General features: G+C 36.2%; 15 protein-coding genes and 1 pseudogene. 2 read left to right on the top strand and 14 right to left on the bottom strand.

Translation table 11 applies throughout. The features are described from left to right. Nucleotides 1-89: 89 nt before the first annotated feature. A complete protein-coding gene (locus tag HX109_RS12955) occupies nt 90-929 on the top strand; it encodes a helix-turn-helix domain-containing protein (protein WP_178952645.1) in 840 nt (279 codons plus the stop codon). A gap of 192 nt (nt 930-1121) precedes the next feature. Here the strand turns inward: HX109_RS12955 and HX109_RS12950 are convergent, their stop codons facing one another. The 3 genes from HX109_RS12950 to HX109_RS12940 form a co-directional block, all read right to left on the bottom strand. Then, nucleotides 1122-1472: a hypothetical protein gene (locus HX109_RS12950; protein ID WP_178952643.1), complete on the bottom strand. Its 351-nt coding sequence runs from the start codon at nt 1470-1472 to the stop codon at nt 1122-1124. A 31-nt stretch (nt 1473-1503) separates the two neighbouring features. Then, nucleotides 1504-3258, bottom strand: coding sequence for a hypothetical protein (locus HX109_RS12945; protein WP_178952642.1), 1755 nt, complete (start codon nt 3256-3258; stop codon nt 1504-1506). Nucleotides 3259-3411: 153 nt separating this feature from the next. Then, nucleotides 3412-4353, bottom strand: coding sequence for a sulfatase-like hydrolase/transferase (locus HX109_RS12940; protein ID WP_178952640.1), 942 nt, complete (start codon nt 4351-4353; stop codon nt 3412-3414). Nucleotides 4354-4422: 69 nt separating this feature from the next. Between HX109_RS12940 and HX109_RS12935 the strand changes: the two are divergent. Beyond that, nucleotides 4423-5581 (top strand): annotated as a pseudogene (locus tag HX109_RS12935) (IS3 family transposase). Nucleotides 5582-5790: 209 nt separating this feature from the next. On the opposite strand, the gene HX109_RS12930 reads toward HX109_RS12935, so the two are convergent. From HX109_RS12930 to HX109_RS12880, 11 genes are all read right to left on the bottom strand, one after another. Next, nucleotides 5791-6798 carry an IS30 family transposase gene (locus HX109_RS12930; protein ID WP_178949235.1) on the bottom strand — a complete coding sequence of 336 codons (1008 nt, stop codon included), beginning with the start codon at nt 6796-6798 and terminating at the stop codon, nt 5791-5793. A 378-nt stretch (nt 6799-7176) separates the two neighbouring features. Then, nucleotides 7177-7431, bottom strand: coding sequence for a hypothetical protein (locus HX109_RS12925; protein ID WP_178952638.1), 255 nt, complete (start codon nt 7429-7431; stop codon nt 7177-7179). 108 nt (nt 7432-7539) lie between these two features. Beyond that, a protein-coding gene (locus HX109_RS12920) for an IS3 family transposase (RefSeq protein ID WP_178952636.1) occupies nt 7540-8705 on the bottom strand; the annotation gives its coding sequence in 2 pieces (ribosomal slippage) (nt 7540-8468 and nt 8468-8705; 1167 coding nt in all). Nucleotides 8706-9916: 1211 nt separating this feature from the next. Continuing rightward, nucleotides 9917-10381, bottom strand: coding sequence for a nuclear transport factor 2 family protein (locus HX109_RS12915; RefSeq protein ID WP_178952634.1), 465 nt, complete (start codon nt 10379-10381; stop codon nt 9917-9919). Between the two features lie 99 nt (nt 10382-10480). Continuing rightward, the gene (locus HX109_RS12910) at nt 10481-11056 is read right to left on the bottom strand and encodes a cupin domain-containing protein (RefSeq protein WP_255462695.1); all 576 of its coding nucleotides are present in this window, start codon (nt 11054-11056) and stop codon (nt 10481-10483) included. A gap of 138 nt (nt 11057-11194) precedes the next feature. Continuing rightward, nucleotides 11195-11386, bottom strand: coding sequence for a hypothetical protein (locus tag HX109_RS12905; RefSeq protein ID WP_178952632.1), 192 nt, complete (start codon nt 11384-11386; stop codon nt 11195-11197). Continuing rightward, complete coding sequence (locus tag HX109_RS12900) at nt 11387-11683, bottom strand: hypothetical protein (protein WP_178952630.1); 297 nt, start codon at nt 11681-11683, stop codon at nt 11387-11389. A 303-nt stretch (nt 11684-11986) separates the two neighbouring features. Then, nucleotides 11987-12283, bottom strand: a complete 297-nt coding sequence (locus tag HX109_RS12895; RefSeq protein WP_178952628.1) for a hypothetical protein — start codon at nt 12281-12283, stop codon at nt 11987-11989. Between the two features lie 25 nt (nt 12284-12308). Beyond that, a complete protein-coding gene (locus HX109_RS12890) occupies nt 12309-12638 on the bottom strand; it encodes a hypothetical protein (protein WP_178952626.1) in 330 nt (109 codons plus the stop codon). A gap of 55 nt (nt 12639-12693) precedes the next feature. Continuing rightward, nucleotides 12694-12990: a hypothetical protein gene (locus HX109_RS12885; protein ID WP_178952624.1), complete on the bottom strand. Its 297-nt coding sequence runs from the start codon at nt 12988-12990 to the stop codon at nt 12694-12696. A 275-nt stretch (nt 12991-13265) separates the two neighbouring features. Then, nucleotides 13266-14180, bottom strand: a complete 915-nt coding sequence (locus tag HX109_RS12880; RefSeq protein ID WP_178952622.1) for a DUF6807 family protein — start codon at nt 14178-14180, stop codon at nt 13266-13268. Between the last annotated feature and the right edge of the window lie 26 nt (nt 14181-14206).

Below are 14206 nucleotides of genomic sequence, written 5' to 3'. Positions count from 1 at the left end.
TAAGTAATGATTAGAAATCAAAATTAAGTGGATGTCAATCTATTACTATTGTAAAATAAAAGGTTAATTTTGTAAATAAATTACTTGACATGAAACGTATTTTCAGTCGTTATTCCTTAAATGTTTTTCAGCTTAAATTGGATGAATGGCCCTATCCTCCCCATACCCATAATTTCTACGAACTTATCCTGATCAATGAAGGTCATGGAAGGCACTTGCTTAATGGGGTATCCTTTTCTTACGGGCCTGGACATATTTTTTTGTTAACTCCGGACGACCACCATTCATTTGAAATCGATAACCATACGATATTTACCTATATAAAATTTACCGAACAACTGTTCGTGGAAAAACAGCTCAACGGTCAAAATACGCATTGGTTAAAAAATATTGAGAAGGTTCTGTACAATCCTAATACAACCCCTGAATGCATTGTAAGGGACAAAATGGATAAAGAAATGATTTTTTCCCTATCCAAAATGTTGCTTGAGGAATTTATACGTCCAAAAACCAATTCTAGGACACTTATACTGGAACTCTTCGGAGCTTTAATGGTTTTGGTATCACGTAATATTTCAAAAAGAAATTTGGACATAAGTAAATTGCAACAGGACGAACGGGAAAAAGTACAACAAGTACTTTTACATATTCGACAACATATGGATAAAAAAGAATTGCTAAGCCAAAAATATATCGCCCAAACTTTTAACCTCTCCCCAAATTATATAAGTAATTACTTAAAAAAACATACAGGTTTGGGATTGCAGATGATGATTACCGAAACCAGACTAAAGACAGCAGAAAGATTATTGAAGCAAAGCACCTACAGTGTTTCCCAAATAGCCAATAGAGTCGGATTTAACGATGCCAGTCATATGAATAAGACTTTTCAAAAATACCGTGGAAAAAACCCAACCGACCTCAGATGACAAACCTCTCCCCAGCAATTGTTACTTTAATGATAATATTTAAACTTTATTTACTTCATAAACAAATGGAGCCTTTCGCTTTTAACGGTTTAATCGCAAATTTGATTAGCCACCAAAATTCCTTATAAAACAAAAGCCCATGATGGTTACCATGGACTTTGCAAAAACTACTAACTATATGTTAAAATTTAATCATTCTTCTTCTTCGGAAGATTTTTTATTCTTCCTACGGGCCTTTCGCTGCTCTTTGGTCAAAATATCCCCAAAAATTGCTTTATTGTGTTTCTTTCTGGCAGCTTTCAGTTCTTCTTTATCACCTCCGGATTTTTTAACCTTCTTTACATCCATCAACATTTCAAGATATTCATTATAAAGCTGATCCCGTTGCTCTGTGCTAAGTACCAAATCGGTATCTTCTGCTACTATCGATGCATTTAATTCATCTACTTTATTTTGGGCATTCTCTTTCATTTTTTCCGATTGTGCATAGCTTGATGTTACTAATCCTACTATTGAAATTCCCAATAAAATCCATTTTCTCATCGTCTTTCTCATTTTAAGTTAATTATTAAGGTTAATTTGAAACGGCTTTTATGTTGTCAAATCGCCATCTCAGTCTGTAATTTTCAGTAGTTATGTTTTGCGTAATCCGAATTGCAATATAAAAATTCCCGGAGGTGTTAATGGAAAAATCCTCGCGCTTATAAGCATTGTTTCCAAATCCATCACTGTTCATAGTGGTGGTCGTTTCCGTACCCATAATTTCCCATTCACTCTCCGTAAAAGCTCCGGAGCCGTCATAGTTTTCCGAATAATAAAAAGTTACGGTTGCCGAATTCTGGTTCTTAAAGGCGTATGCCGCATCAATATTTACCGTTATATCTCCCGCCCCTTGCAATTCACTTGTAATTAATATATTATCAACTATTCCATCCCCCTCATAATTGCCATCTTGACCAGCATTGTAAAAGAAATTAAGTCCGTTATCCGAAGTACCCGTTGGGACTTGTTCGTCGCTATACTGTCCGCTATTGTTATTAGCATCCAGTATCTGATTATCCCCAACGGTTTGACCAGGAAGTCCAAAACTCTTATAACCGATATCTTCCAAAAAGGCATCACCCGTAAACCCTTCAAATGTTTCCAAGTAGTCTAGGCCAGTTTGGCTGCTAACGTTTTCCAATGTAAATGTTTGCTCCTGGAGGTTAAGTCCTTTTTCCAAGCCTCCGGTAACTTCGGTTATTGTAAGGGTAATAATTTCATCATCTTCATCGATCATGTCTTCCAAGAGCTCTAAATTAACAGCTATTGCATTGCTTCCAACAGGCACAGCGAGCATAAAAGGATTGCTTGTACTTCCTTCTATGGTAAAATCTTCACCTAAAGTAGCGGAGCCACTAATGCTAATAGCTACCGTACTCTCCTCGCTAGTGGTTTCAGAAAAGTCGAAATTTATAGTGGCATTGCCATCTGCCTCTGTAAAGCTTAGCACATTTTCCGAACTAAAATCAATAACCGGGACTGAAGGCAAATCATCGTTAACAATCGTTACTTCCGTATTTATCGCAGTCCGAAGTTCCAGTCCACCGGATACCTCGGAAATAGTAAAGTTCACCTTTTTATCTGCGTCAAATTCATCGTTATCCAAAGGTTTAACCAAAAAAGAAGCAGAAGTTGCCCCTGCACTTATCGGTATGGAAAAATTTGACGATGACTGACCTTCAATTTCATAATCAGTGTTGAAAACGGCATCCCCGGAAGTTTCAATAGTTATACTTCCTCCTTCGGTGCTGGCTTGATCGAAGTTAATAACAATCTCTGTTCCTTCCACATTATTTTCATCTATTGAGACCATTTCTTCAGCAAACTCTACCAAGGCGATATTGGGATTGTCGTTATCTATAATTTCGAAATTCAAAGTAGTTTTATCACCTACCTTTAAATTCCCCTTGGCATCACCTATACTGATAACCAACTCTTTATTTCCATCTATATTTTCATTATCCACGGGGGAAATAGTAAAGCTTCCCACAAGGGCATTGGCGGGAATCTCTAAATTAAATGTTCCACTTCCTTTATTCGACGTATAATCGGTACCGTACTCCCCACCTTCAATACTTACTGCTACACTACCGCCGCCATGATAGGGATTATCCAATCCCAGATTTACGAGCATAGGTTCGGTGGCATTTTCCACTTCCCTTAAGCTATCGAAAGTAAAATTCACTACAGCTATCCCACCAGATGTATTGTCATCGTCTTCATCACAGGAAATGGCTAAAATTAGTATTATAATGGCAACAAAAAGATAACGTATAGTTTGTATCATTTGGTCAAGGTTTTTAATTTTATTCTATTTGGTTTGATTATGTTCTTTCCAAAACTAGGATTTCTATCGTTATAGTAGGTCTTATTTCCGTTTGGAAGGGTTTAAGAATCGTCAAAAAAGTAAGTTATTCAACAAGTTTGCACCATTATTATATTAATTTGGATTGTAATTACTATTTAAAATAGGTTTTTCATATCCCACCTGCTCTTTCCATAATTCAAGTCTTTCCCTTAACTTATTTACTACCTTGGGATATTTTTTTGAAACCTCATTATTTTCATACGGATCCAAATTAAGGTTAAAGAGCCTGTAACTTTGGTTTTCGACATCTTCAGTCATTTTAAAACCATCCATCTGAATAACATTTACCCATGAAGAAGCAAATCTGTTGGTTCTTTCGTTGTACCGTGCATAATTGGTATACTCCCAAACTAAGGCATCCCTATCCGTATCTTTTTTTTCACCCAAGAGAATAGGAGAAATGTCTTCTCCGTCCAAAACATATCTTTCCTTTGGCTTTATACCTGTCAGTCCCAAAAAAGTTGGGTAAAGGTCTACATGTATTATTGGTACATTGGACACGCTACTTTCTTTAATCCTAGCTGGCCATTTAAAAATATAAGGCACCCTAATTCCTCCTTCCAAGGTTTGCCCTTTATAACCGTTGTACGGCATGTTAAATAAGTTACCGTTGGTTTTGTAGTGACCATTATCTGAAGTGAAGACGATAATTGTATTTTCAGCAATCCCCATTTCTTCGATGGAGTGTATTAGTTGTCCTACACAATCGTCTAAACTTTTGATCATTGCCAATACTTTGATTTCGTCATCACCCAGCCCGTCCACATTCTTTAATTCTTCCTTGAAATGTCTTAGGTGTACTTTTTTGGGTTGAAGAGGCTTATGGACTAGATAATAAGGAACATACGCGAAGAAAGGAGTAGCATTCTCCACCTGCCTTTTCATAAAATCAATGGTCTTTTTAGTAATTTGATCTGCTGAATATTCTTCAGGATCCGTTATATCCTGTTCTGGATATACCTTATAGTTATAATGTCCGGTCACTTCGTATCCCTCATCAAAACCCTGATTCACTGGAGTTGCTACCTTTATTCGGACATAAAATTTAAGACTGTTTGGTTATAAAACAAATATCTTAGAAACATGGAAAAACGATATTACAGTCCCGAATTAAAGGAACAAGCAGTTCGGTTAAGTTATCAGCGAGAAAACATCAAAGAATTAGCGGACGAACTGGGCATAGAAGTGCAAAGGATATACAAATGGCGCAAGGCAGCCAAAACAGCTAGATTGCCTAAGCCTGAAAAACCAATACCCGATGATAGCCTAGAGCTTAAAAGATTACGCAAAGCCCTTAAAGAAAAGGAGCTTGAACTTGAAATATTAAAAAAGGCCGTGCACATCTTCTCCAAGAGCGATGGGAAGTCTATGGATTTATAGCCAGTTACAAACATTTATACCCCATCGAGAGGATGTGCAAAGTTTTTAAAGTAAGTAGGAGCAGTTTTTATAGGTGGTACACGGCTGGTCCATCAAAACGGGCATTGGAACATAGCCTGTTCACCGATTTAATAAAAAAGGAATTTGAACTGAGCAAACAGCGTTATGGCTCCACAAGAATAGCGGAACAGCTAAAGCGCAAAGGTCACCGTATATCCAGATGCAGAGTGGCTAAAATTATGAAGGCAAACAATTGGGTGAGCAAACATAAAAGGAAGTTTAAGGCTACCACAGATTCCAATCACAAATACCCTGTTTGTAGAAATTTATTGAACAGAAACTTTACCCCAGACAGGTTAAATAAAGCTTGGGTTAGCGATATCACTTACATTCAAACCAATCAGGGATGGTTGTATTTTACAGCTATTATTGATTTATTTGACAGGCAAGTAATCGGTTGGTCATTAAGTACAAGCCTGCACACCAAGCAAACCATTATTCCTGCGTGGAAAATGGCTGTAAGCAAACGTAAGATAAACATGGGTTTAATATTTCACTCGGATCGAGGAATACAATACGCCTCAAAAGCATTTAGAACATTTATAAAATCTACCTCTCTGGTAACCCAATCCATGAGCAGGAAAGGTAATTGTTGGATAATTCCGTAGCTGAGTCTTTCTTTAAAACCTTAAAAGTAGAACTTGTTTATGATGGTGAGTTTAAAACTATAGAGCAGGCTGAAACTGCAATTTTTGAGTATATCGAAATATGGTACAACAGAAAACGTTTACACTCTTTTTTAGGGTATAAAACTCCTTTTGAAGTAGAACAAGAATTTTATCAATTTAAAAATGTAGCATAGGTCTTAGAAAAAATGTCCGACTTTTTGTTGCAAGTCCAGCTCAAAGCGATTAAAAAATATGAGAGGATTCATATGAGTAGAGTTGCATTAGCAATTAACTATTTGTTGTCATAATTAGTATTTTCCCGGTAAAGATTTCTAATAATTTCTTTATTTTTATTATCCAATTGGTAACCGTCATTTTCAAAAATATTATTAATATGCTGAGTTCAACCCATAAGTGCAAAACATTTGTTTCTTAGGACTTCAATTGGGTTTTGGTAATTAAATTTTCTAATCGGTCTGTAATTTAGTAATCTTTCAACTTCTTTTATTCTTTTTTCTGAGACTTTTCTCAGGTCTGTTTTCTTCGGAAAAAATCTTCTTATCACACCTATTCTATTCTCTACGGTTCCTTTATCCTGTGATGTATAAGGTCTGGTAAAGTATGTTTTTGCGTTGAGGAGCCTTCCTATTTTTTGATGCTGTGCAAACTCCTTTCCGTTATCGAAGGTCAAGGTCTTCACCCAAGATGAACTGAAGTTGGTGAGCCTCTTCTCCATTTTTTCATATACCTCCCCAGCTTCTTTCCCACTTAGTTTTTCCATCATCGTTACCAATGTGGCCCTGTCTGTCATTACCAAAAGAGCCGATCTGTGATTGCTTCCCATCATCAGGTCTACTTCAATATCGCCTATACGCTCACGGTGGTCCAGCACATCTGGGCGCTGGTCAATTCCTACACGGTTTTTAATGGCTCCCCGCTTATCCTTGGCGTTCCCTCTCTTTTGCCTCCTGCTACCATGCTTGAGATCTTTGTAGAGTTTAGCGTATTTAGCATCTGCCTTTTTCTTGCTCTTCTTAACGCTCCATATCCACTGGTATATTGTCTCGTGGCTCACACAGGTTTCCTCTTCAATAGCTAAGCGTTTGCTTATAAGTTCTGGACTCCACTTTTCATAACGGAGCAAACCCGCGATACGCTCTTTCAACTGTTCCGTGAGCTGTAATTTCTTGGGCTTCATTTTATGCCTGTTATCTGCTCTTCGCTGTGCATTTTTGGCTATATAGCTGCCAGCGGTCTTTCCCCGTTTGGCAATGTTCCTAGATAACTCCCTGTAAACGGTACAGGGGTCGACCCCGATAATTATAGCTATTTCACTTTTACTGATTTCTGTTTCCAATAAGGCTTCAATTTGATACCTTTGGTGGATGGTCAATTGTTTGTATTTTTTCATGCAAGATTAATATAACAATTGGTCCTAAAACTCTTGGGGCTAGCCCCAAGAGTTTTAAATATTAATTTTGCACTTATTCCTTGAACTTAGATATGTATATTCTTTTCAAAACAAAATTTATTTAAAATAGATAAAAAATCATACAAGGTATTACGATTAATTTCACAATCTAATAATATTATTTTTCTATTATCTTCTGATTCCAACCAAAAATTAAAAACAGCAAATTGGCCAAAGAGGGTTTTCTTATCATTCCTTTTATAATTAAAAACCAGAGAACTAATACTAAGTTGACTAATTATTGAAGACAAAGTTTCTTCGAGGTTGTCGAATTTTACATAGTCAGAATTAAAAAGTACAGTTGCACTAACAAACTTTTTAGGTAGTTGCATTTGAATACTTGTGTTTTGCGTTTTTTGGATTTTCAGGTTGTATAAAAATTTCAACATCCGTATTAAAATCTGGAATTTTAAGGCTTGCTGTTACCTTTGGTTTGTATATAAATGTAGAACCTAAATAACTATAGCTAATAATGGGGTTGTAATAAGTTGCTATTGCAATGTGTCCACTATCTCCTCCAGTTCTTGTTTCCCATCTAATTCTTTCTTCAAAGTATAAAATTTCACTTTCCACTTTGATAAAATTTTCAGGAATAATTGAAGTGTAAGAATTATAAATAATCGCGCTTGTAATGATCAATCCAATAACTATATGGACTACCTAATAAATTTGGTACTATTTTTATGCTACGTTATACATCTTTTTAATTTTTAGTTCCAACTCCTTTTCAGCTGGTGTTTTAAAGTCCAAGGCTGAATGTATCCTGACGTTGTTGTACCATTGGATGTAATTCTCAATAATTTGGTAAGCCTGCAGGTACGATTTGAAGCTATGCCTATAGATGCATTCGTATTTTATGGTCTTAAAGAAGCTTTCCGCCACGGCATTGTCCCAGCAGTTTCCCTTCCTGCTCATGCTCTGGGTTATTTTAGGGCTCATGTAAAAAAGGGACACCATTCTGTGGCAGGCGTACTGGCTCCCTTGGTCCGAATGGAAAAGATGGTTGTCCGTTATTTCCCTTCTTTTTCTGGCCAGGCTCCATGCTTTGTAAACGGTGTTCTCTACGGTCATATCTTCGCTTAAGACCCATGAAAGCACTTTTCTGTCCGCCAAATCCAATATTGTTGTCAGGTAATTCCAGCCATTCCCTATTTTGATGTATGTGATGTCCGATACCCATTTCTCGCCGAGGCTATCGCTGGTAAAGTCCCTTCCCAGTAGGTTTTCTGCAATCGGGAACGAATGCCCCGAATCGGTCGTGGTCACCCTGAACTTCCTGCTTAAAATACTTTTAAGCCCCATTTTTTTCATCAAAAGGGCAATGTAGGACTTGCTATAAAACACACCCTGCCTTTCCAGTACTTTCTGGATTCTTGAACTGCCATATATCCGGTTACTGCCATGGTATACTTCCCGGATCCTTTCTTTTAAGCCATCCAGGCCACTATTGGGCCTGCAGCCCTGGCCTGCCCTTAGCCAAGTGTAGTAGGCATTCTTGCTCACCCGCATGCATTTGCACATCTTTCCAACAGGGAATCTGCCTCTATGGTCTTTAATGAAACCGTATATCACCTGTCGCTCTTGGAAAAGATGCTTACCGCCTTTTTTAGGATATCGCGTTCCAACTTCACATCTTTCAGCTCTTTTTCCAAGGCTTTGATCCTCTGGTTTTCTTCACCTCCCAAAGAAGTATTTATACTGCCCGATGTTTTTGACATCCTTTTCCATCTGTTAATGGAGGCTTGACTGACACCATACTCATCCGATAGGGACTTGACCGTTCTGCCGGTACCCAACAGCTCTAGAATGGTAGCTTTAAATTCTTGGTCGTAATTCTTACTGTTCATAATACAAATCTAAGTTTATCACATAAATCCGTACCAACTAAATTAGACATTCCAATAAATATGGTATAAATCATATAATACTAATTTAAATTAATTGAAAACCACTATATCCATTTTTACCTATATTCAAACAAAACGGCTAGATATCAACAAAGAAGTTATTGTTTCTTCAAATCTAAAGAAGTATCTCGCTTATTTTATCTAGGTTGTGTGATGTTATCAACATTTTTATTTACAAAATTTGCTTACTGCTCATGTTTTACCATATTGGTTGGTTTTATCTCCTTATAAAAACCCTGAAAAAGGGATTTATACTAACTTGAAGTATAAAATTAATTGAGTATTTATAAGTTGCCTCTGTGGGTATTATTTTTACGACACGATAGCATACACAGCAAACCAAAAAATCAAACCTGCATAAGTTAAAAAATACAGGTTTCGTAAACGAATGATATCGTAGACAAAAAGTGACACCCATAAGGAAAGCCATATTAAAGGCGCTACAACTGCCGCATTTGTACCAGTATTCATGCCTACCCTGCTCAGCAAAGGTTCCATCATTAATAGAATCGCCACAAAAATAGCATGTTTATGAAATTCAGGTTTATCCCTTTTTACATAGGCCAAAACAATGAGCAGTATAAAAGCAGGAAAAAATATTCGATTGGCTTTTCCAAAAAATGGTAGCTCGGAATAGGGAACATCAATAAAGTTTAAATAGGCAATGCTTAGTATAACTAAAATGGCAATTCAAAAACCAATAATACCTAATCTCTTATGGGTTTTAACATTCAACTTTCTAATATGGTTGGTTTGAATTACTATGATAATATACCAAGAGAACATAATCAATCCATGAATAATGAACAATGGGTTGCTATTACTCTCTTGATGTACATCAAAAAGATAATTGTCTGAAAAGGCTATAAGGCCCAGAATTAAAATAATGAGACTTAAAACAAAAAAGTAATTTTTCGTATAAAAGTTATTTCTTTTTGGTTTTCTTGTTTTTTTCATACCCAGTTACATTTACACCAATGGTTGGTTATTGTTTCATAGCACAGTTTACATCTTTTTTTTTCAAGCAAGCCTTTGGATAAAAGGCAACACACCAAATTATATATCCGCTAGTCAATACGCTTCGGGATTTAATAGCAGGTAATACGAGTACCTAAAACCGAAATGCGAACCGCGGTAGTTTTATGTTGTTTTTATTTTTTATCCAATGCTGATTCGTGAATATGAATAATTTTCCAATCTCCATTAATCTTTTTCCAAACATAGGATAAAGCACCATTTCCATAGTCGTACGATTCTCCATTGGTCAATATTGTGGTGGTACTTTTGGTATTATATCCAATTATTACAATGTCCTGTGCCAATACTTGGACATCATAATTATCTACTTCCATTTTCCATATCTCTGTTGATGACATCCATTCCTTAAATACTTTTAAAAATTCATCGTTTGAAGATGCAGCTTTGAATCCGTGCCAGTAATATCTTATATCATCAGCGTGATATTTGGCAACCGAATCCATATTTACAGTTTCCCAAACTTCGTGGTAAGCATCTGTGATTTCAATGATCTGTTCTTCAATTTCAGAATCCGATTGCTTTTCAGATTTACATCCAAATAGCAAGAAGATAGTTGATAAGTATATTAATTTTTGCATTTTGAAATGTTTTTACAACCCCATATGATCAAATCTTACACACATCACTTATATCCAGCTAAAACGGGTATTTAATTTTTTGATTTAGCTAGAGACCTATTACACAAAACTCAATTTGTATTTTGAGCATATTTTTTTAACCATTTCTAAATCTGGAGGTCCAACCGGCAACTGAGATAATTCAACAAACATTTTTTCTAGTCCAGCAGGAAAAATACTTAACATGGCCCTCGCATTTTGGTTGCCAATTACTTTCCAAGAATGTTGAATTCCTTTGGGACAAAAAATTAAATCGCCAGATTTTAAAACTGTAACCTTTTCCCCGATACTCATTTCCACCTCCCCTTCTATTACTTGGAAAACCTCGTCTTCGTTTTCGTGAACATGCGGTGGAATACCAACACCAGGTTTATTATTCTGTTCTATAAGTGTAAACTGACCATTAGTATCTTCTCCCGTTAATTTAATATTCTGGTGGTCACCCATAACATTTAATAACTGCCCAGCGCTGTCCTTAACAATCTTTGGGTTTTGGGTTTCCTTAGTTTCATTTTGGGCTAATTCTCCTCCCGTTTGGTCCCTAGTTTCAGACTTACAACCTATGGCCATAGGAACAACCGATAAAAACCCAATATTTAGGGTAGCGAATTCAATAAACTTTTTTCTATTCATCATGGAATTATTTTTGCTTGTCATTTCGATTCTACCGTATTAAGCACAGAATTTTCGTATGTAAAGGCGAAAATTTTCACACTGAGAACACCCTTTTTGACAAAATCAAAGATTTTAATTTCTTTTAAATCATTACTCTACTTATTCTACAATAACAGATGAAACTTCTCTGTAAATTTTCCATTTACCATCACCTTTGTCTTTTTTAAGAATAACAAGAAAGGTATCATCTAATTCTATGGGTTCCCCTGCCGCATTGGTATAATAAACAGAGCTTGTTCCAAAGTCATACGCAATAGAGTCGCTGGCAATTATGTTTTCTTGAGGCCTCATTCATATACTATCGTAACTGAACTTTCCCATTGGTTTTTCACGAATTCTCTTGTATTCCAACCAATCTTCACTTCCTGGAGACACCCCTTTAAAGTCAGTTGTGGAATATTGCTTTAGGTCACCGTATCTTTTTTCTTTTATGGCAAGCTGAAATGCATTTCGTGTTTCCTCAATCAAATTCAACTCGGCTTGTAGATTAATTTTGTTGGGTAAGTTTGCGGTTGCATCGGTTTGTTTGGTTTCATCTTCACATGAGGTAAAGAGTAAAATTGAAACTAAAAATATTAAGGTTTTCATGAAACTACGATTTTTTAATTAACGACAACGCATATAAAACAAACACACTATATCGTTCGATCATAACTAAATGAAAATGAACTAAATATAGCTTTTATCTTTAGTTACTCAAACCTAGATAAAATCTAATAATTCTTATTAAAATTGGAAATTTCAGCAGAAAACATCGATAAACAGCAAAAAAAATGCCTTCTCAATTTGAGAAGGCATTTTCCTACCTATTACTTTTAAAATATTATATTCAAACTTTTCAGTTAAAAATAATACCTAAAAGTAAAAGGTATTATCACCTAAAACGGACTACTACTGTTCGATCCACTCACCGCTTTCGTTAGCGTATAGATGCCCTGCTTGATCACCCATTTTTACTTCAATCTTGTAAGTTCCTTTTTCATTAACATAAGCTTTCGTAAGCTCTGCTCCTGGATAATCTGCTGCCAATGCTTCTGTAATGGCTGCCGGTACTTCTGCTACCGCTATTTCCTTATAATCATCTTGCAATACCGCAATTTTTGTATCGTTGTTTAATGTTGCTGGTACATTTGCAAATGCTGTCATACTTCCTAGTGCCATTGCGGCTACCAATACTATCTTTTTCATAATCTCAATATTTTAAAATTAAACTTTATTCTTTATTTACATGGTAATGTGGTTGTGCATACTGCTCAATCCACTCACCGTTTTCGTTTGCGAACAGATGTCCAGTGGTATCAGCTGTCTTTGCTTCTATTTTGTAAGTTCCTTCTTCATTTACATATGCTTTGGTAAGCTCTGCTCCTGGAAAATCTGCTTCTAGTGCCTCTGTAATGGCTGCTGGTACTTCTGCAACTGTAATTTCTTTATAATCATCTTGTACGGTTGCAATATTCGTGTCGTTGTTTACGGCTGCAGGACTTGCTGCAAATGCTGTTAAACTTCCTAAGGCCATTGCTGCTACTAATACTATCTTTTTCATAACTATTTTATTTAAAATTTTAATTATTATAATTTATTTGTTGAAGTGAAAATTCTTATTGCTCCATCCATTCTCCATCTTCACTAGCAAAAAGTTGACCTGTTTGATCTCCAATCGCTACTTCGATTTTATATTTGTTCTCCTCGTTTACATAAGCCTTTGTAATTTCAGCTCCTGGATAATCGGCCGCCAATGCTTCGGTAATGGCTGCTGGTACTTCTGCCACAGCAATCTCTTTATAGTCATCCTGAAGAATTACTACTTTTGCATCGTTGTTTGTGGTTGCTGGTGCTGCTGCAAATGCTGTTAAACTTCCTAAGGCCATTGCTGCTACTAATACTACTTTTTTCATGATATTAAATTTATTGATTGTTAAACTTTAATTTCTTTGTTGCTTAGTATAGTACTATTATCATACCAACCGCCAGAAGGATGTGCTTACAATATTCAATTGACTTAAAATCAATTAATTATGTTTTTCAACTATAAAATGATACTGGGAAATTATTGTGTAATTGGGAAAAATAGTGTGTAATGAGTATACAGAAAATGATAAAACTGACCTTATTTTTCTTCTCACCTCGGAAGGTTGGTATGATTTTGAATAATAGAGCTGAATAGTTGTTATTAAAAGTCAGTTAGATTCTTTAATTCTTCTTTTGAAAGTTTCTCAGCATACAATATCAATCGGTATTTTAAAACAGTGGGGCGTTTTGTGTCAATTAAAACCGGTTTCCTGCCAGGATACACTGCATTCTGCATACTATTGGTATCGCGAAGGATCCAATAATTATTAGGTTCAGGATTCTGGTAACTACTCACGATTATCATCCCTGAGGTTGAACCATTGCCAAAGGAACCTGAAATATCCATATAATTTTTAGCCGTTATGGCTTCCTTCCTTAGCTTTATTTTTTTACGGCCAGAAGTAAAAGTAATATCTTCCGGAAGATTTACCCTAGTAGAAAATCCGCCGTAACCCTTCACATCATTCGAACCTCCAATTTTTACATTCGCTACCAGAGCGAGCAAATTAATTTCAAAGTCTATGATTCGGTAGGTATCTGTTGCTGGATATACCGTAATGGCTGCCTTCTCTTTAACAAAAGGAGCGTTCCCCCCTTGAAAACCGGATGACAACCAATCTACTTGGGTATGCAAAGTAAGGGAGCCGTTCTTATTTTCTTCTGAAGTCATTTCGGTTACCTGCCAAGTAAAGTCTTCACATAACCAAGCATCGCCCATTTGCTTTCCATCGACCATTGTTTGGTGCCAGGACCAAAAAACACCACGGTGATGTGGATGATCTTCTGGGAAGTCTTCCGTTAATACAGTTCCATCCAATTGATACAGCGGGTGAATATAATTGGCACGTGGAAACTTCCCTTCTATCGACTTTGTTTGCTGTTGGTAAAAAAAGACTTTTTGTGATCCTTCTAAAATAAGGATTCCTCCCTCCTTTTCTTCCACTTTAAATTGTGCATGGCAAACCTCTACCGCTAATAAGCTTATTATCAACAATAAGAAAAACTGTGGTTTCATGGTCTAATTGTTTTAATGAGGCTAGG

The sequence above is a fragment of the Galbibacter sp. BG1 genome, from assembly GCF_013391805.1.
Taxonomy (GTDB): domain Bacteria; phylum Bacteroidota; class Bacteroidia; order Flavobacteriales; family Flavobacteriaceae; genus Galbibacter.
Note: the sequence above shows the minus strand (reverse complement) of the source record. Positions and strands in the feature narration are given on the sequence as shown.